This is a genomic window from Embleya sp. NPDC059237 (assembly GCF_042754105.1).
In the GTDB taxonomy this organism is placed as follows: domain Bacteria; phylum Actinomycetota; class Actinomycetes; order Streptomycetales; family Streptomycetaceae; genus Embleya.
In genome coordinates this window covers 585,808-604,349 of the sequence record NZ_JBHZAE010000004.1, presented here as the reverse complement: position 1 = coordinate 604,349, position 18,542 = coordinate 585,808, and the positions used below count along the sequence as shown (strand labels likewise).

Annotated in this window: 12 protein-coding genes; 10 read left to right on the top strand and 2 right to left on the bottom strand. The window is 74.2% G+C overall.

The genetic code is table 11. From position 1 onward, the window contains the following. Positions 1-239 precede the first annotated feature (239 nt). The gene (locus ACFXKZ_RS16760) at positions 240-1,361 is read left to right on the top strand and encodes a DUF2637 domain-containing protein (RefSeq protein WP_380000992.1); all 1,122 of its coding nucleotides are present in this window, start codon (positions 240-242) and stop codon (positions 1,359-1,361) included. A gap of 609 nt (positions 1,362-1,970) precedes the next feature. On the opposite strand, the gene ACFXKZ_RS16755 is transcribed toward ACFXKZ_RS16760, so the two are convergent. Continuing rightward, positions 1,971-4,139 carry a protein kinase gene (locus ACFXKZ_RS16755; RefSeq protein ID WP_380000990.1) on the bottom strand — a complete coding sequence of 723 codons (2,169 nt, stop codon included), beginning with the start codon at positions 4,137-4,139 and terminating at the stop codon, positions 1,971-1,973. Between the two features lie 196 nt (positions 4,140-4,335). Between ACFXKZ_RS16755 and ACFXKZ_RS16750 the strand changes: the two genes are divergently transcribed. Both ACFXKZ_RS16750 and ACFXKZ_RS16745 read left to right on the top strand, forming a co-directional pair. Beyond that, complete coding sequence (locus ACFXKZ_RS16750; protein ID WP_380000988.1) at positions 4,336-4,563, top strand: hypothetical protein; 228 nt, start codon at positions 4,336-4,338, stop codon at positions 4,561-4,563. An 888-nt stretch (positions 4,564-5,451) separates the two neighbouring features. After that, the gene (locus tag ACFXKZ_RS16745; RefSeq protein WP_380000986.1) at positions 5,452-6,027 is read left to right on the top strand and encodes a phosphoribosyltransferase family protein; all 576 of its coding nucleotides are present in this window, start codon (positions 5,452-5,454) and stop codon (positions 6,025-6,027) included. Positions 6,028-6,073: 46 nt separating this feature from the next. Here ACFXKZ_RS16745 and ACFXKZ_RS16740 read toward each other — a convergent pair whose 3' ends face one another. Continuing rightward, positions 6,074-6,391: a WhiB family transcriptional regulator gene (locus ACFXKZ_RS16740; protein WP_380000984.1), complete on the bottom strand. Its 318-nt coding sequence runs from the start codon at positions 6,389-6,391 to the stop codon at positions 6,074-6,076. Positions 6,392-6,692: 301 nt separating this feature from the next. On the opposite strand from ACFXKZ_RS16740, the gene ACFXKZ_RS16735 reads away from it, so the two are divergent. The 7 genes from ACFXKZ_RS16735 (at position 6,693) to ACFXKZ_RS16705 (ending at position 18,540) form a co-directional block, all read left to right on the top strand. Further along, positions 6,693-8,582, top strand: coding sequence for a penicillin-binding transpeptidase domain-containing protein (locus ACFXKZ_RS16735; RefSeq protein ID WP_380000982.1), 1,890 nt, complete (start codon positions 6,693-6,695; stop codon positions 8,580-8,582). 257 nt (positions 8,583-8,839) lie between these two features. Further along, positions 8,840-9,070, top strand: a complete 231-nt coding sequence (locus tag ACFXKZ_RS16730; protein WP_126640696.1) for a hypothetical protein — start codon at positions 8,840-8,842, stop codon at positions 9,068-9,070. A gap of 121 nt (positions 9,071-9,191) precedes the next feature. Further along, positions 9,192-9,596, top strand: coding sequence for a hypothetical protein (locus ACFXKZ_RS16725; RefSeq protein WP_380000980.1), 405 nt, complete (start codon positions 9,192-9,194; stop codon positions 9,594-9,596). Positions 9,597-9,842: 246 nt separating this feature from the next. Beyond that, positions 9,843-11,255, top strand: a complete 1,413-nt coding sequence (locus ACFXKZ_RS16720) for a HEAT repeat domain-containing protein (protein WP_380000979.1) — start codon at positions 9,843-9,845, stop codon at positions 11,253-11,255. A gap of 101 nt (positions 11,256-11,356) precedes the next feature. Next, complete coding sequence (locus ACFXKZ_RS16715) at positions 11,357-12,904, top strand: hypothetical protein (protein WP_380000977.1); 1,548 nt, start codon at positions 11,357-11,359, stop codon at positions 12,902-12,904. After that, on the top strand, positions 12,901-13,749 hold the full coding sequence (locus ACFXKZ_RS16710; RefSeq protein ID WP_380000975.1) for a hypothetical protein: 849 nt from the start codon (positions 12,901-12,903) through the stop codon (positions 13,747-13,749). The genes ACFXKZ_RS16715 and ACFXKZ_RS16710 overlap by 4 nt, the downstream gene beginning before the upstream one ends. A gap of 207 nt (positions 13,750-13,956) precedes the next feature. Then, complete coding sequence (locus tag ACFXKZ_RS16705; RefSeq protein WP_380000973.1) at positions 13,957-18,540, top strand: hypothetical protein; 4,584 nt, start codon at positions 13,957-13,959, stop codon at positions 18,538-18,540. Positions 18,541-18,542 lie beyond the last annotated feature (2 nt).

Sequence of the window (18,542 nt, the reverse complement as noted above, 5' to 3'; positions counted from 1 at the left end):
TTCGATCGAATGTGATCTTGGACTAGCGTGTGCGCGGAAGTGCAGTACGGTCGAGCGTCGCCCAAAATGGCGCAGTGGCCTGTTCGGGTCGCACGGGCGGCCGAAAAAGTGGATGTGCGGGGGAATGTCCCGTCACCCACACGCGGGATATTCGGTGGATTCGACCCGCACCAGGCGAAATTCCGCCAGTATGGGGCGCCGCGCAATCGGATCAGGAACGGGAAGCGAGGCAAAGCTCGTTGGAGATCATGGGTGTACCCCTGGCCTGGGCCCTCGTCGGCTTGGCGGAACTGGTCGCCCTTATGGCGCTTGTGGCGTATCTGGTCGTCCGACGCCGCAAGGCCGATGCGACGGATACCGGGGAAGGATCCGACAACTGGGAGCGTGAGCAGGATCGCCGACGGCGCAAGGAGCTGATGTACGGAGTCGCCTCGTACACCCTGCTGTTCGTCTGCGCCGGCGTCGCGGCCGCGCTGTCGTTCCACGGCCTTGTCGGCTTCGGCCGGGAGAACCTCGGGCTTGCCAACGGCTGGGAGTACCTGGTGCCGTTCGGGCTCGACGGGGCGGCGATGTTCTGCTCCGTGCTCGCGGTGCGCGAGGCCAGCCACGGTGACGCGGCGCTCGGCTCGCGGATACTGGTCTGGACGTTCGCGGGTGCCTCGGCCTGGTTCAACTGGGTGCACGCGCCGCGCGGCGACATGCACGCCGGTGCGCCGCAGTTCTTCGCCGGCATGTCGCTCTCCGCTGCCGTCCTGTTCGACCGCGCGCTGAAGCAGACCCGTCGGGCCGCGTTGCGCGAACAGGGCTTGGTGCCACGTCCGTTGCCGCAGATCCGGATCGTGCGGTGGCTGCGCGCCCCGCACGAGACGTTCAACGCCTGGTCGCTCATGCTGCTCGAAGGCGTGCGCACCCTCGACGAGGCGGTCGAGGAGGTCCGCGAGGACAAGCGGGCCAAGCAGGACGACCGCGAGCGTCGGCGGATCGACGGCAAGCGCGAGCGGGCGCAGCTCAAGGCGCTCAGCCGCGGCGAGGGCACCGGCCACTTCGGCCGGCGCGGCGCCGCACGTCAGGAAATGGCTGCTCTGCCGGGAGGTGGCGGCTCCGAAGCACTCTCGGAGCCTGCTATAGCCGGAAACGACGTTTCCGGCCACGGCGGCTCAGCCGATGCGAACGGCCCTTCCGGCCGTCCGGCTCTTGCATCCCCCACGCGAGCGAGCGAACTCCCGGCGGCGACGGGCACTTCCGCCGATGCCGAGCGGCGCGACGTCATCGACCTCACCGCCGAGGACGACACCATGACGCTGCCCCGGCTCGACTCGCTGGAGCGCAAACTGAAGGACCTGGAACGCCAGTTCGGCTGAGGCCGGACACCGCGTGATCCGACGCGGCGCGCGAGGCAGTGCGGTACACGAACGAGGGGCATCCGGCTCGGGCCGGGTGCCCCTCGTCGTAGTTGTGGTGGGTGGTGGGTACGCGGGCCGAGCGCTCGGTGGCGCATCGGGCGGAGGCGGGTCGGCCGGAGTCGGGGCGCGTGGAGCCGGGCCGGGTCGGCCGAGGGGCATGGCGCGGGTCGGTCCGAGTCGGGCCGCGGCACGAGGCGGCTCGCCCGGACGCGGCCCGGCACGATGCGCGAGGGCACGGGGCCGGGGGCCGGGTGTCCGGTCGGCGCGGAGCGGACGGCGGGCGGGCGGAGCACGCGGTCCGGTACGAGCCCCGGCGGGGCGACGCCGGGCGCTACGAGTCGGCCCGGCACGAGACGCGCCCCGACGGGGGCCGGCACGACACGGGGCGGCCCGATGCCGGTCGGCGGCGAACGCTCCGAGGCGTCACGCGGCTCGACCACGGAGCGCCTCGACCGGGCCGAGCGCGCGGAGTGGCCGAATCACTCGGATCGTTCGCATCACCCGGACCGCCCCGACGGGGATCGTGCTCGCGCGATGGAGGCCGTGTTCGGGCGGTGGGCGCCGTGTTCAGGCCGTGGGGACCAGGACGCCGGAGGGGCCGACCACGTAGCGGGTGGTCACGTCGGGGACGTCCAGGTAGGACTGGATGCGCGAGATGCCGCCCTCGACCACCGTCCAGCGGGTGGCGACGGCTTGCGGATCCGCGCCCGCGGCGAGCGCGGCCACCGTGGTCGGCGCGCCGTTGGCGAAGCGGAAGAGTTCCACCAGGTGCGTCGCCGGGCCGCCCGCGCCGGGGGTACGGGTGAGCACCACGACCACCGCCGGGGCGCCGTCCAGGCTCGCCGGGACCACGTCGCCGAGGGTGACCCGGTCGCTGCCGACCACGGCCGTGCCGTCGGTCAGGGTGACCGTGGCGCCGCTCACCGACGGGTCGGAGTAGGTGCGGTCCGACCAGTCCGCGATCGGGATCGAGCCGTGCGCCGGGCCGATCCGGAACGGCCCCGGGGCCTGCGGCGGGGCCGGGTCGGCGGCTGCGGGCACCTTCGGCCCGTCGTCGCCGCCGTCGCTCTGGAACGCGGCGATCGCGAACGCGGCGATCGCGGTGACGACCACGAAGACGATCAACTGCTGGATGAGCAACCGCCGTCGCTCCTCGGGCCGGCGGCGGCGCGGAGTGCCGGACGCGGTTCCCGTGCCGGAGCCGGTGCCGGACCCCGCGCGGGAGCGTGGGCCGTGGTCGAGCCGGCCGGGCCGCTTGCCATCCGGGCGATCCGGGTGATGCGAACGATCCGAATGGTTCGGCCGCTCCGTGCGCTCGGCCCGTTCCGCCCGGTCGCGTTCCGCGGTCGAGCCGCGCGACGCCTCGGAGCGTTCGCCGCGGCCGGCGTCGGGCCGCCCCGTGTCGTGCCGGCCTCCGTCGGGGCGCGTGTCGTGCCGGGCCGACTCCTGCCGCGGCTCGTGCCGCCCGGCGTCGCCCCGGCCGGGCTCGTGCCGGACCGCGTGGTCCGCCCGCCCGCCGTCCGCACTGCGCCGATCGGATCCCTGGCCCTCGGACCCGTGCGCCCGTGCGTCGTGCCGCGCCGCGTCCGGACGCGTCGCCTCGTGCCGCGCCCCGTCCTGCCGACCCGACTCCGACCGACCCGCGCCGTGCCCCTCCGCCGACCCCCGACCGGGCTCCACGCGCCCCGACTCCGGCCGCCCCGTCTCCGCCCGCTGCGCCGCGGAGCGCTCGGCCCGCGTGTCCTCGTCCCGCCGTGCCCCCTCGCGCCGCGCCGCCTCGCGCCTGGCCCGTTCCCGCTCCCGCTCGCGGTCTCGCTCCCTCGGCCCCGCCGCGAGCGTCGCGCCGCCCTTCATCGCGGCAGGAGCCGCGGTCGACGGCGCCGCCGCCGTGCCGCGCGCCGGCGTACCCCGTTCGGCCTCGCGCCGCCGGGCGATCGCGGCCAGCCGCTCACGGACCTGCTCGGCGGTCGGCCGCATCCGCGGATCCTTGGACAGGCACGCCGAGATCAACGGCACCACCTGCTCCGGCACACCCTCCAGGTCGGGTTCCTCGTGCACGACCCGATACAGCAGCGCGTCCACCGGCCCCGACCCGAACGGCGGTGCCCCGCGCCCCGCGTAGGCCAGCGTGACACCGAGCGCGAAGATGTCGGTGGCCGGCGTCACGGTCTGCCCGCGCACCTGCTCGGGGGCCAGAAATCCCGGTGAGCCGACGGCCGTTCCGGTGACGGTCAGGGTGCCGGCGCCGTCCGCGTAGGCGATGCCGAAGTCGATGATCTGCGGCCCGTCGGGGGACAGCAGGATGTTGGACGGTTTCACGTCGCGATGCACGACGCCGACCGCGTGTACGGACACCAGGCCGTCGGCCACCGCCGAGCCGATCCGGGCCAGGTCCAGACAACCCATCGGGCCACGTTCGCCGACTCGGCGCTGGAGGGACGGGCCGGGCACGTACACGGTGGCCAACCAGGGCCGGTCGGCGCCCGCGTCGGCGTCCACGAGGGCGGCCGTACGGTTGCCGCGCACCATCGCCGCCGCGGCCACCTCGCGCGCGAAGCGGGAGCGGAACTCCGGGTTCCCGGCCAGCTCTTGGCGGATCAGCTTGAGCGCGACCCGGGTGCCGTGCCGGTCCACCCCGAGGTAGACCACGCCCATGCCGCCGGCCCCGAGACGACGCAGCAACCGATACGAACCGACGATGCGCGGATCCTGCCGTCGCAGCCGCACCATCGTCATGTGTGCCCGATCCCCTCGCGTGGTGCCGTCGTCCGGGTTTCGTCTGCCCGAATTCCCTGTGCGAGACACGTTAGAGGAACCCCGGCGCCCGGCGCGGTAAGGCGCCCCGGAGTCGGTGCCGGACCACCCCGCCGCAGCGCCCGCCGATGTCGGACCTGTGGGAGAAGATGGAGGTAATCGGTCGAAGGGGGCACGAATGAAGGGCGATCGGGTCGAGATAGTGGTCGACGCGGGCGACAGCACCAAAACCTACGAGATGACCGCGACCCGCGCGGGGCGCCGGCTCGACGTCGCGGTCCGGCGCGGCGTGGTCGAGGTGAGCGAGCTGACCCGGACGGGCACGGTGGTGCGCACGGCACGGTTCATGGCCAGCCGCGTACTGGCCCTGGTCGAACAGCCGTTGGACCGCCCCGACACCGACTGACCATACGGCGACGGCAGCCGAACCACCCGACTGCCGTCGCCCACAGTCGGCAACCACAGGCCATCACGTCCCGCGCAGGCGGCCCAAGTCCGCGCGGCAACCGCAGCCCGGTCTGCGTGCGGCGAAGAACGCGGCCCAAACTCGCGCGTCCATCGCGGCCGGCCCAAGCGGCGCAGCCACCACAAGCTGCCGAAGTCCGCGCGTGGGGCAACCGAGCGTGGCCCAAGCTCGCGCGCACCAACCGCAGGCAGCCCAAGCCGCGTAGAGCAACCACGGGCTGCCAAAGCCCGCGTGCGGCAACCGAGCGTGGCCCAAGCTCGCGCGCACCGACCGCCCAACCCCGCATGCGCCAACGGCTGCCGAAGCCTGTGCGCCGCAACCGCAGGACCGCTCAAGCCCGGCATGCGCCGACGGCGGCTGCCGAAGCCTGCGCGCACCAACCGCGGGCGGCCCGGGTCCGCGCGTGCCAACGGCTGCCGAAGGCTGCGTGCGGCAACCACCCGCTCCCGAAGCCTGTGTGTCGCAACCGCAGGACCGCTCAAGCCCGACACGCGCCAACTGCTGCTGCCCAAGCCTGCGCGCACCAACCACAGACCGCCCAAGCCTGCGCGCACCAACGGCAGGCGGCCCGGGTCCGCGCGCGCCAACGGCCGCCGAAGGCTGCGTGGGGCAACCGAGCACGGCCCAGGTCCGCGCGCGGCAACCGCCGGCAGCCCGAGGCGCGTGTGGCAGGCGCTGGGCGGACGGGCCTGCCTGGGTATCGATCGTGCGCCGTCCAAACCCCCGCGTGCCGAGTGGGCCGGGCGTGGGGGCGTGGGCGTTTCGGTAGTCTGTTCGGTCGAAGATCGACACGGGTCGGTGCGGGGGACGAGACGGGGTGGCACCGAGGTGACGAGTCGTCAGGGCGGCCTGGGAGCGGTCGCGCGCCGACTCGCCGACGCGTTCACCTGGCGGGAGACCCCGTGGGGCACCTTCGCCGACGCGTCCGAGTGGTGGCACGACCCCGAACTGCTCGCGATGCTCGGTCCCGGGCTCGGCGCCCTGCACGCCGACGCGCGGCCGACGCTGATCGTCGGCATCGAGACGCGCGGCCTCGTCCTCGGTCCGATCACCGCGCTGCATCTGGGCGTCGGCTTCGTGGAGATCCGCAAGGATCGACGGATCGTGGGCGAGCACCGGGGGCTCGCCGCCGATCCCATGCTGCGTGCCGCGACCCCGCCCGAATACCAGGACGGCGGCCTCACCCTCGTGGTCCCGGGCCGGTTGTTTCGCCCGGGCGACCGGGTGTTGCTCGTCGACGAGTGGATCGAGACCGGCGCACAGGCGAGCGCGGTGCGCCGCATGGTCACCGAGGCCGGCGCCGAATGGATCGGCGCGGCGGTCGTGGTGGACGCCTGCGCACCGCACGTGCGGGCCCGACTGGACGTGCGTGGTCTGCTCACCGAGGACGATCTGCCGGCGTGACCCCCCGGTCACCGGCGTCCGCGGCGGGACCCGACGGTCGGCCCGGTCAGGCCGCCGTCGTGGTCTCCTCCCGGTCGTGTCCCTGCTCCTGCTCCTGCTCGCGCAACAGTGCCGCGCGTTCGGTCTCGCCGAGACCCGCCCACACACCTCGGCGTTCCGGGACCGACATCGCGTGCTCGTGGCAGCGCCGCCGCACGGGGCAGGAGATGCAGACCTTCTTGGCGACCCGCTCGCGCGCCCGGCGCTCGCCGGGTCGCTCCTGGTCGTCGCCGAAGAAGAGGCCGGCGTCCAGGCCCCTGCATGCCGCGTCCTCCTGCCACCCGTAACGCGGTGGTGTCGGTATGGCGATCCGTGTGGTCCCCATCGCCCCGTTCTCCTCCTGCTCGACGGTGCCAACGGTCAATGCGGGGCCCCCGTCCCGGCTGACCCTCTTGCTCCTACCGACGCATCGGATGAGAGACCGGTTTCCTCCCGCGGGGAATTCGGCTCCCGTTCGCGCAGGGTTGAGGGCGATCCCTCACTCCCTCGTTCGGAGCACCTCAACAACCAGGTCACAAGTGGGTCGTACACCTGCCCGATGACCGATTCGCCCCGACGGCCCCGGTAGCGTGACCGGAGGCCGCCGGCGGTTGTCGGGGGTTCGCGGAACGTACGGGAGGAATCTGGTGGGCAGCAGGATGCGACGGTTGCCGTCGGCCGTGCCGTTGATGGTGTCGGTCGTCGTGGTCGCCGGGCTGACCTCGTGCAGCGGCGGAGAAGACAAGAAGGACACATCGGAGACGACGGGCAGGGACTTCCTGACCGCGTGGCAGAGCGGCGACCTGACCAAGGCGGCGTCCTTCACGGACAACCCCGCCACGGCCAAGCAGGGTCTCGACACCACGAGCAAGCAACTGGGGATCGTCAAGGCCGAGTACAAGGCCGGCACCTACACCAAGGGCAAGGACAACGCGCCGGCCACGCTCGCGTACAACGCGACGTTGACCCTCAAGGGGGTGGCGGACCCGGTCAAGATCGCGTCCACGGTCCCGATCGTCACCGCGAACGGCAAGACGACCGTGCACTGGACCCAGACCATCGTGCACCCGCAACTGGCGGACAGCGGGAAGATCAAGCGGGATCGTACGCTGCCCAAGCGCGGCGAGATCCTGGACCGCTCGGGCAAGTCGCTGGCCACCACGACGCCCGTGGTGGCGTTGTCCCTGTGGCCGGCCAAGATCACCAACGCGGACGCGCTGTACGCGGCGCTGTCGGACCCGATGTTCGACCTGGACATCCCCAAGCTCAAGGGCCGGGTCGCGGCGGCGGATCCGAACCAGTCGCTGCCCCTGGTGACGCTGCGCAAGGACAAGTGGGACGGCGGCGGCCAGGTCAAGCTGGCCGGTCTGGGCGGGATCCAGGTCAAGGAGGGGGCGACCCAATCCGGCGACGTGGCGAAGCAGATCGTCGGCACGGTCGCCTCGGGTGACAACGCCGACCTGCTCAAGAACGCCGATCCGAGCGCCTCGTCGGCGGACCAGGTGGGCGCCTCCGGTCTGCAGTACCGCTACGAGAAGAAGCTGGCCGGCGTCGCCGACCTGAAGATCACCGTCGTGGACGCGGGCGGCGCGGAGAAGGCGACCCTGGTCGACGTCAAGGGCAAGCCGGCGGAGTCGCTGAAGACGACCCTCGACCCGGGCGTGCAGGATCAGGCCGAGAAGGCGCTCAAGTCGGTGACCGGCGGCAACAACGCCTCGATCGTGGTGCTCGACGCCAAGTCGGGCGGGATCCTGGCCGCCGCGAACACCCCGTCCAACGGCGACAATCGTGCCTTCACCGGGCGCTACCCACCGGGCTCGACCTTCAAGACCGTCTCCTCGGGCGCGCTGTTGCAGGCCGGCATCAAGCCGACCGACAAGGTGCCGTGTGAGAACACGCTGGTGGTCAACGGGCAGACGTTCAAGAACTACGACGGCCTCAAGCCGATGCCCGACGCGCTGTTCCAGGACGACTTCGCGCAGTCCTGCAACACGGCCTTCATCGGCAACCGCGCCAAGATCCAGAACGACACGCTGAGCAAGCTGGCCGGCGACCAGTTCGGGATCGGCGCCAAGTGGGACGTCGGCACGGTCACCTTCGACGGCTCGGTGCCGACGGCCAACGGCGAGAACGACAAGGCCGCGTCGATGATCGGTCAGGGCCGGGTGCTGGCCAGCCCGCTGGTGATGGCCTCGGTCGCCGCGACGATCGCCTCCGGCAAGTTCAACCAGCCGGTGCTCGCGCCCGACGACGTGCCGGGCCGGGTGCCCTCGCATCCCCTGGACCCGTCGATCGCCGGCCAGCTCAAGGCGCTGATGCAGGGCGTGGTGGCGAACGGCTCGGGCAAGATTTTGCAGGGCATCCCGGGCACGGTGGGCGCCAAGACCGGTACTGCCGAGTTCGACGAGAAGGGCGAGACCCTGACCCACGGCTGGATGATCGCGTTCAAGGACGACGTCGCGGTCGCGGTGCTCGTGGAGAAGGGCAAGTCCGGTGGTTCGGCGGCGGGTCCGGTGGTGAAGGCCTTCTTCGGCTAGCCGACCTCCGACCGATGCGGGCCCTCCTCCCGGGGTCCGTGTGGGCCGTTCTCCCGGGTCCCCCACACGACCGGTCGACCGAAGCGAAGCCCCGGCGCGCGATGCGCGCCGGGGCTTTTCGGTGCGTCGAGGCGCGCCCGGCACGCTCCTTGTGACACCGGGATGCACCTGGACACCGTCCGTGTCCGATGCGAGCGTGAGGAGTGACCGGCAATGACAGCGGCGATCGTTTTCGCTCTCCGAAGGGAGTCGACGTCATGTCGAACAATGTCACCCTGGTGGCCCGGGTTCCGGTGCTGCCGTCCGCCGACGCCGAACGTCCGATCGAGCTGAGATTCGGCCCGCACACCGACGAGCACGGTCGGCCCACCGACGAGTGGACGGTGGAACGACTGACTCCGGACCAGGCCGCGAACCTCGTCGAGGACCTGGCCGCGGTGCTCGGGCTGAGCGTGGTCGGTCCGGCCGAACTCCGGGTGGTCTCCTGACCGGACGCACCCCCCACACGTCCCATCCGCGTGGCGCCCCCGTGCGCCGTACGGGTGGGACGCGTGTGTGCGGCGACGCGTTTCGGGCCGGCGGATCGTTCCGGCGCCGCACAATGGCCGCGTGAGCAGCCAGACCGCAGCAGTACGGAATTTGGCCGTCGGCGGCGACTCGCCCATGCCGGCCACGGAACCGCTCGGCGTCCGCGAGCCGCGGCCGAGCCGGGTCGGCGAGCGCCGCAAGGAGGCCGATGCGCACCCGACCGGCCCCCGGGTGCGCATGGTCCTCCCGGACGGGCAGCATCTCGAGGTCACCCTGGTGAGTTGGCACCAGTACCGGGACGGCAGTTGGCGCGCCCGCGTGCGCTGGCCCGTCTGGGGGGCGTACGGCTTCGCCGCCGACGTGGAGACGCGGGCGTGGGCGATGGAGTCCTTCGTACCCGCGAGTGTGCTCGGCGCGCTCGACGGCGAGGACTACGGCACCGTCCGCCGCGACCGCCCCCGCATCCCGGTCCCCAAACAACCCTGACCGCCCCGGGCCCGCCCTCGCGGCCCCTGCCGGCGGCTCCCCACACCCACGTGGTCGCCCCCCGCACCCGTCCGGCCCCCCTTGCATGCCCGGGCGGCCGGGGGGCCAACGGAGGCGGTACAGTTCATGGCTTCGGGTGACGAAAGGGTGACAACGGCGCCCGGTGGTTCGTCGAAACAACGGGCAACGGGTACATGTGTCCTAAATCCTGTTGCTCCAGGGTTGCCGGCCACCGATGCTTGCGGCATGTTCGATCCGGTCATCACCTCGCATGACGCCCTCCTCGGCCTGCTTCGCAGCGGCCACGGACAGGGCGCCCGGCGGGCCCTCGTCGCCGACCGCGTCGCCGTGCTCGACGCGCTCGACGGTTGCGTGGTCCGCGATCCCCGTGCCGTTCCGGCCACCGAGTCCCGCTCGCTCTATTACGCGCGCCTGTACGCGGACCTCGACGCCGGCCTCGACGGCCTCGCCCGACATCTGCTGTGCGAGGAGGACTGGACCGACGAGGACGCGGACCGCACCGCGCTCCCGCTCGCCGTCCTCGGCACGCTCGCCCGCCTCGGCCGCACCGACGCGACCGAGTTGTTGCGCGCCTACGTGGAGGAGGGCCGCGACTGGCCGGAGGCGCTGGACCGGCTCGCCGCCATCGGACAGGACGCGGCGCTGACCGGCATGCTCGACGTCGTGCTGGAGCGCGGCGAGGACGACGAACTCTACGACTGCGTCAAGCGCTCCACCGGCATGCGCCCGTGGCGGATCTGGGCGGCCGAGGACGAGCGGGTGCGCGCCGTGGTCGAACAGGTCGACCTGGACTGGTGGCGCTGGGAGTTGACCCGCTCCGTGCGTACCGGCACACCGCCGACCGCGCCTGCGCAGACCGTCGACCAGGTGCTCGCCGAGGCCGCCGACGGCCCACGCCAAGCGCTCGCCTGCGGCAGACGGCTCGCCGCCGTCGCCGGTCCGGAGCACCGCGGCGCGATCCTGGCGGCGGCCTGGGCCGGACCCGACGGCGCCAGAGCCGCCGCGCTGCGCTACCTCGGCGAACAGGGTGACGGCGCGCTGCTCGACCTGGCCGAGGGCGCGCTCGCACCCGACGCGCCCACCGGGGTGCGGCTCGCCGCCGCACACGCCATCGGCGGCCTGCGCACCCCCGCCGCGGTCGCCCGGGCCCGCACCTGGGCCGCCCGCGAGGACCTGCTCGGCGAGGTGGCCGTGCGGATACTGGCCGGTGCCGGGGAACCCGCCGACGGACCGATTCTGCTGCACGCGTTGCGCGCCAGGGTGGCCGCGGTGCCCCCGGTCGGCGCGGCGGATGCCGACCAGGCCGACCACTTCCGGCTGCGCGACCTCGTCACCGGCATAGGGCGCCTCGCCCTCGTCGACGCGCTCGACCTGATCCGCGACGTCTACCGCGACGCCGCCTCCGCCGGCCTGCGCGCCTGCGCCGTGGAGACCCTCGCCCGGATAGAGCCCTCCTTCGCCGCCGAGACGGCCGTGGAAGCCCTCTGGGACTGCCAGGCCGACACCCGACTGATCGCCGCGCGCCATGTGGACGCGCGCCGCCCCGAGGCCGTGACGCGACTGCGCCGTCTCGCGGGCGACCCGGCCGAACACGCCGAGGTGCGCACCGCCGCCAAGGCCAGGCTGAGCGAGATGTGAGCGAGATGTAGCCGGCCCGCGGTCGACCCCGCCCCCGTTCGGCCCCATCCGGGGTGGGCGGGCGCCGAAGCTGTCGGCCGAACGTCCTAGGCTCTACTCCCATGACCGTTTCCGCCCGAGCCGTCCGGCCCGGGGAGCTGCCGCCGCCCGCCGGCCCGGCGCTGCCCCCGGGCGCGGCGCACCCCCGCTCCGGGGTGACCGAGGAGGGCCTGGCCCGCCGCCTCAAGGCCCTCGCCTGCACCGCGCCGCTGCACGACCTGGAGGCGCGCAAGGCCAACCTGGCGGGCGAGTACACCGTCTACGCGATGGCCGAACTCGGCCTCGCCGCGATCGACCTGGTCACGGTCACGATGGACTTCGACACCGGGGCCGACCACGACGAGATCGTGAGCCGGCTCCGCCCGCGCGTGGCCGCCCAGGCCCCCGGGCGCGACCCGGCCGAATACGAGCGCGTCGCCCGCTGGGTCCTGGAGAACCTGATCAACGTCGGCAGCGTCGACCGGGGCTTTCGCGCCGTCTACGGCATGTGGACCCGTGAGGGTGAATACATCCGGCGCGACTACGACTTCAAGCTCCTCGAAGAGGTCCCCGGCCCCGACGGGCACATCTTCCTGCGCGCCACCGACGAGGCGATCAACGTCCTGGTCGGCGCCCTCGACACCGACGTGACCAGCGCGCAGATCGCCGCCGACGTCAAACTCGACCACCTGATCCGGCGCGGCCGGCTCGCCGAGGCCAGGTTCGCCGCCGAGCAGGCCCGCTACCGCACCGTGCAGTACGCCGAATCGCTGCGCCGCGCGCTTGACGCCACCCGGCGCAACGTGCGCGCGGTGGACTGGCTCCAGGCCGTACCGGACCTGATCGACGAGGCGTTCGACCACGTCGCGGACCGCTACCGGCACGAGAACGCGATCCTGATCAACATCCGCCGAGCCCGGGACGAGGCCGAGGAGAGCGAGCGCAAGCGCGGCGCGGCCGAGCTGGTCGACATCGTGCAGGACTGCATCCGCCGGCACACCCAGTTGCAGACCCGGCTGATGGAGGCCGGACCGCTGTTCCGGGCCGAGCAGGACCGGCAGGCGTTCGCCGCGCCGAGCACCCGCACCGGGCTCGACCTGTACGGGCAACTGCTGCGCCCGCTCCTGGAGTTGCCCGTCGGCGACGCACGCCGGGTGACCGACCGGTTCTTCGCCGCCGGCACCGGCCTGCGCACCCCCGTCGCGGTGCGCCTGCACGATCTGACCGAGATGTTGCTCACCCCGCCCGCGCCGCGCGACCACCTCGGCGCCGAACTGCCCGAGCCCGACGTGTCGCTCACCCCCGACGACAGCCGGTACAGCGAGCGCCAGCACGACGCGGCGGCGCTGCTCCTGGACATCCCGCCGGAGACTCCGCGCCGGTTGTCCGGGCTGCTCGCCGAGGCCCGCGAGGCCGATCCCGACCTCGGCTACCTGGTCGCGCTGCTCGCGTTCCACGCGGCCTCGCCGCCGGTGGGCACCGCGCTGCGCCAGGGCGATCGCACTCTGCTCGTGGCCGTCGACGACGGCACCGAACTCGACGACCCCGAGGTCGGCGGCGCCGACCTGATCATCGGCACGGCGGTTCTGACCGGCGCGCGACCCGAGCCGGAAGGGCCCACCCCCGGATGACCCACGACACGGCGGCCGACGCCGCCCCGATCACCTCCGCCGACGTCGGCGACGCGGCCCGCCTGGTCGCCTTCGGCCTCCAGCCCAAACTGCTGCCGGCGCGCGACGCGGAATACGCCGACCTGATCCGCCGACACCGCGAGGATCCGCGCTTCGCGGCGCTGGCCGCGGCCGTCGCGGCGGGTCTGGGCCTGGTCGTCCTGGAGGTGTCGCCGCGCGCCGGAATGGCGGTCACCGCCGGTGAGGACTCGGTGTTCGCGGTCCGGATGGGCGACTACGCGCGCCGGGCCGGTACCGAGTCGGCCGACCGCTTCCTGCACGGCCTGGCCCACCTGGCGGTGGCCGCGATGGCCTTCCCCCGCCCGGAAGACCTGGCCGACGACGCCTACGTGGGCCGGCTCAGCGTGCACGGCGTGGACGCCTTCGTCCGCCAGGCCTGCCGGCGCCTGGAGGAACGCGCCGAACTGCGCGGCGAGATCAGCGACCCCGAGGTGGACGGGCCGAGCCTGGAGGCGGCCTGGCGGGTCTACGCCAGACGCAGCGCCACCGGCGCGACCAAGGACGCCCGCCGGCTCGCCGCCTCCACCGTGGGCATCGTGGCCAAGGCGGTGGCGTTCCTGGTCGACTCCGGCTTCCTGCAGCGGGTCTCCGACGACGGCGGCGGCACCTACCGCACCACGGCGCGCTACCAGCTCCAGGTCCGCGACACGGCCGGCTCGGCGGCGATGTCGGAGCTGCTGGAGCTGGGCGTGGTGGCGGTCACCGACGGCAGCCCGAGCCTGCTGGCCGCCGCGGTCGACGGCGAACTGGTGCCGGGGGCCGGGTTGCCCTTCCACGGCGTCTGACCGCGTGCCGGGGCGGCGGCGAGCGGTGCGGCACGGGCCCCGATCGTCCGGGCGTGCCGCGCCGGGTGTGCCTCGCACCCTCCGTTCGCCCCCCGCCCGGCCGTCCGTCCGCGCGTGCGTTGTTCCGGTGGCGCGCGACGTGCGTGTTTCGCCCTGTTTGTTCGACCTGTTCCGTCCTGTGCTTCGATCAGAGAGATTTGACCGCCGATGTACGAGCTGTCCCGGGTCCGCCTGTTCTCCATCGGGCCCGCCGGTGCGCGTTACGCCGACACCGTGCTCGACCTGCGCGGGGTGGGTGCGCCCGTGCCCGACCCGGCGCCCAGGCAGGCGCAGTTGTTCGAGGGCGAGCCGGTCGGGCCGCCGCGCCGACCCGCGCCCGCGGGCGTGTTGTTCCTGGAGAACGGCGGCGGCAAGTCGGTCCTGCTCAAGCTGATCTTCTCGGTGATGTTGCCCGGACACCGCAACACCCTCGGCGGGGCCAGCTCGGGTGTGCTGCGCAAGTTCCTGCTCGCCGACGACTGCGGGCACGTTGCGCTGGAATGGCAGCACGTGCTCACCGGCGAGACGGTCGTGGTCGGCAAGGTCAGCGAGTGGCGCGGCCGACAGGTCTCCTCCGACCCGCGCAAGTTCGCGGAGAGCTGGTACTCCTTCCGACCCGGGCCCGGGCTCACCCTGGACGGGCTGCCGGTGCAGGTCGGCGGGCGGCGGCGGACCATGCGCGGCTTCCGCGACGCGATGACCGAACTGCACAAGGTCTACCCGGACGTGGACGTGGTCTGGGAGGAGATCCACGACCGCTGGATCGAGCACCTGAACGTGCTCGGCCTGGACCCGGAACTGTTCCGCTACCAGCGCGAGATGAACGCCGACGAGGGCGAGGCGGCGGGCCTGTTCGCGGTCAAGAACGACGCGGACTTCGTCGACCTGCTGCTTCGCGCGGTCTCCGACCCGGCCGACACCGACGGACTCGCCGACCTGGTCGACGGGTTCGCGGTCAAGCTCGCCCAGCGCGCCGAGCTGACCGCCGAGCGGGACTTCGTCGAGGGCGCGGTGGAACTCCTGGACGCGGTCGGCGAGGCCGCCTCGCGGCGCACCCGGGTACGGGCGGTGCACCGCAACGCCGAGGACGCCGCGCGCGGGCTCGGCCGCGAACTGGGCGCCCGGGCCGAACGGGAGCGCGAGCGGGCGGCCGAACTGGCCCGGCGGGTGGCCGACTCCGCCGCGGCCGTGGACGCCGCCGAGCGGGCCCGGGCACACGCGGCGCTCGTCACCGCCGAGATCACCCACCGGCACGCGGGCATGCGACTGACCGCGGCGGAGAAGGACGCCGCCCGGATCAAGCGCGAACTCGGCGACGCGCGCGGGCTGCACGCGGCCTGGCTGGCCACCGAGGCGGTGTTGCGGCACCGGGCCGCGGTGGACCGGGCCGAGCGGGTGGACGTGGCGATCCGGGCCGCCGAGCGGGACGCCGCGCCGGCCCTCGCCGCCCGCCAGGACGCCGCCTCGGCGCTGGTACGTGCGCTGCACGCGGCCGCCGCCGGGGCGGAGGGGCGGGCGGACACCGAGGAGCGGCGCGCGGCCGAACTCCAGGAGCGGGGCGAGCGGGCGCAGCGGGCCGCCACCACCGCCGCCACCGAGGCGCAGCGCACCCGCAGCGAGGCGGCGCATCTGCGCGCCCGGCTCGTGGAGGTGGGCGCCGAACTCGATCTCGCGGTCGAGGCGGGCTGGATCGACGACGACGGCGACCCGGCCGAGTCCGCCGCGCGCGCCTCGGACGAGGAGCAGGCGGCCTCCGCCGCCTGGACCGAGGCCCGGGCGGCGGCCGAACAGGCGGCGGCGCGGGTGCGCGAGGCCGAATCCGCGCGCGGCCGGGCCGAGTTGGCCGCGGCCCGGGCGGCGGACCGGCTGGGCGTGGCCGAGGCCGACCTGACCGCCGTGCACGACAACGCGACGGCGCTGGCCGCCGAGCCGAGGGTGCGCGAACTGCTGGGCCCCGACGCCGAAACGGCGATCGGCGAGCAGGCCGCGCGCACCTTCGACCGGGCCGCCGACGTGCTGCGCGAACTGCTCGCCGAGGCGGTCGGCGACGGCGAGCGCACCCTGTTCCACCTGCGCACCGACGCCGCCGACGACTCGCGGATCCTGGCCGCGCTGGGCGACGGCGGCCTGCTGCCCGCCGGCTCCGACGTGCTGGCCGCGGTCGAACTCCTGGGCGAGCACGGCATTCCGGCCCTGCCGGGCTGGCGCTACCTGGCCCAGTCGGTGCCCGCCGAGCGGCACGCCGCGGTGCTCGCGGCCCGCCCGCAGCTGGTCGACGGCGTGATCGTCACCATGCACAACGCGATGGACCGGGCCCGGGACGTGCTGGCCGAGGCCGCGCTGCTGCCGCGCTCGGCGGTGGCGGTGGGCACCCCGCAGGCGCTGTTGGAGCCGGGCGAGGAGCGGGCGGACACGTTCCTGGTGCCGCCGAACCCGGCGATGCACGACGAGCGGGCCGCCGACACCGAGCGGGACGCGCTGCGCAGGCGGGCGGGCGAGCGGCAGGAGGCGATCCGCGAGCGGGCCGCGCGCCTGGAGGCCGATCGGGCGCTGGCCGGACGCCTGGCGACGTGGCGGGCGGCGTGCCCGGCGGGCCGGCTCGACGAACTGTTCGAGGCGGTCGCCGACGCGCGGGTCGAATTGGCCGCCGCGCAGGCCGCGGGGGAGGCCGCCGAGATCGCCGCGGTGACCGCCGAGCAGGACCGGGCGCAGGCGGTGGATCGGCGCGATCGGCGGATGGACGCCGCGCAGACCGCGCGCCGCCGCGCCGACGCGCTGGCCGGACTCGCCTTCCGGCTGCGCGAGCGGGCCGGGTGGGCGCGCCGGATCCGCGAGCTGGAGCAGGAGACCACCGAACACGAGGCCGGCGCCGAGGCGGACCGGCTGCTGGCCCGCACCGCCGACGAGGACCGCCGGCAGGCGCAGCGCTCGGCCGACGACGCGCGCCGCACCGCCCGCGCGCTGCGCGAGGAACGTGCCGAGATCACCGGCGCGTCCGAGGAGCCGGGTGCCGACGAGGCGGCCGACGAGGCCGCAGCGCGGGCGTCGTTGCCCGCGCTGCGCGAGGCGTACCGCACCGCCCGCGCGCTGTACGAGAAGGTGGGCGTGGGCGCCGACCTGCGGGCCGAGCAGGCCCGCGCGGAGAGCGAGGAGTCGGCCGCGCAGGGCACCCTGGACCGGCTCACCGCCAAGGTGCGCCGACAGGCCGCCGAGCTGCTTGACGGATTCGACGGCTCCGACGGCCCCTCGCGCCTGGCCGCCGCCGGCCGCGCCGAGGACCACGTACGCACCCTGGAGGGGCGCGCCGACGCGGCCAGCGAACTGCTCGGCCGACTGCGCGGCGAGGTGGAGCGGCACGCGCCCGCCGAGGGCCACGAGCACCACCTGGACCTGCCCGAGGAGCAGCGACCCCGCGACGGCGCACACGCACACGAGTTGTTGCGGGCCGCCGGCGCCGAACACGCGACCCGGACCGAGGAGGTCGCGTCGGCCCGCGAGACGCACGGGCGCCTGGTGCGCGAGCACACCGAGGCGGAGCACGCGGCCGGCGCGTTCGGCGAGGTGGCGGGCTCCCTTACGGACACGCTGCCGGCGGTGCCGGTGGACCCCGAGCAGCCGGCCGCGACGCCGTTCGCGGGTCCGGTCGCCGACGCGCGGGACGCGGCGACCACGTGCCGGCGCGCGCTGCGGGCCGCCGCGGCCGACCTGTCCGCCGCCGAGGCCCAGGTCCGCGAGCGCACCGAGACGCTGGTGCGGCACGCGGGCGCGACCCGGTTCGAGCAGGTCCGGATGCCCGCGCGGCAGCAGATCCGGGAACTGCCGCCGGCCGCGCTCGCGGAGCATGCGCCCGCCTGGTCGGCGGCGTTCGCGCCGCGCCTGCGGGTGCTCACCGACGAGCTGCGCCAGATCGAACGCAACCGGGACAGCATCGTGGACCGGATGCGCGGGATGGTCGAGGCCGCGCTGACCACGCTGCGCGCCGCGCAGCGGTTGTCCCGGCTGCCGGAGGAGCTGGGCGAGTGGTCCGGGCAGGAGTTCCTGCGGATCCGCTTCGACGAGCCGGACGCGGCGGCCCTGGTCGAGGCGCTCGGCGAGGTGGTCGACGAGGCGACCCGGACGATTCGGCGCGGTCGCGACGGCACGGTCGGCGGGGTGCGGCGGGACGGGATGACGCTGCTGCTGCGCGGGGTGCACGCGGCGCTGCGCCCGCGCGGGGTGCAGGTGGAGATCCTGAAGCCGGACTCGGTGTTGCGGGCCGAACGGGTGCCGGTGGGGCAGATGGGCGACGTGTTCTCCGGCGGCCAGCTGCTGACCGCCGCGATCGCGCTCTACTGCACGATGGCGGCGCTGCGCAGCAACGACCGCGGCCGGGCCCGGCACCGGCACGCCGGGACGTTGTTCCTGGACAACCCGATCGGGCGGGCCAACGCGTCGTATCTGCTGGAGCTCCAGCGCGCGGTGGCGGATGCGCTCGGAGTGCAACTGGTGTACACCACGGGGCTGTTCGACACCACGGCGCTGGCGGAGTTCCCGCTGGTGGTGCGGTTGCGCAACGACGCCGACCTGCGGGCGGGGCTGAAGTACATCTCGGTCGAGGAGCACCTGCGGCCCGGGCTGCCGGTGCCGCAGGAGCCGGACGCGCCGCAGATCGTCGGCGAGATCCACGCGACCCGGGTGTTCCGCAAGCCGGTGGAGCAGGTGGCTCCGGTGGAGCCGGTCGAGGCGATGGAGGCGGCGGAGCCGATCGGCTGAGG

Bases quoted from the DNA above. Each gene is read 5' to 3' on its own strand.
- ACFXKZ_RS16710 (WP_380000975.1), top strand. From the start codon at position 12,901: ATGACCCACGACACGGCGGCCGACGCCGCCCCGATCACCTCCGCCGAC.
- ACFXKZ_RS16715 (WP_380000977.1), top strand. From the start codon at position 11,357: ATGACCGTTTCCGCCCGAGCCGTCCGGCCCGGGGAGCTGCCGCCGCCC.
- ACFXKZ_RS16750 (WP_380000988.1), top strand. From the start codon at position 4,336: ATGAAGGGCGATCGGGTCGAGATAGTGGTCGACGCGGGCGACAGCACC.
- ACFXKZ_RS16740 (WP_380000984.1), bottom strand. From the start codon at position 6,391: ATGGGGACCACACGGATCGCCATACCGACACCACCGCGTTACGGGTGG.
- ACFXKZ_RS16755 (WP_380000990.1), bottom strand. From the start codon at position 4,139: ATGACGATGGTGCGGCTGCGACGGCAGGATCCGCGCATCGTCGGTTCG.
- ACFXKZ_RS16730 (WP_126640696.1), top strand. From the start codon at position 8,840: ATGTCGAACAATGTCACCCTGGTGGCCCGGGTTCCGGTGCTGCCGTCC.
- ACFXKZ_RS16705 (WP_380000973.1), top strand. From the start codon at position 13,957: ATGTACGAGCTGTCCCGGGTCCGCCTGTTCTCCATCGGGCCCGCCGGT.
- ACFXKZ_RS16720 (WP_380000979.1), top strand. From the start codon at position 9,843: ATGTTCGATCCGGTCATCACCTCGCATGACGCCCTCCTCGGCCTGCTT.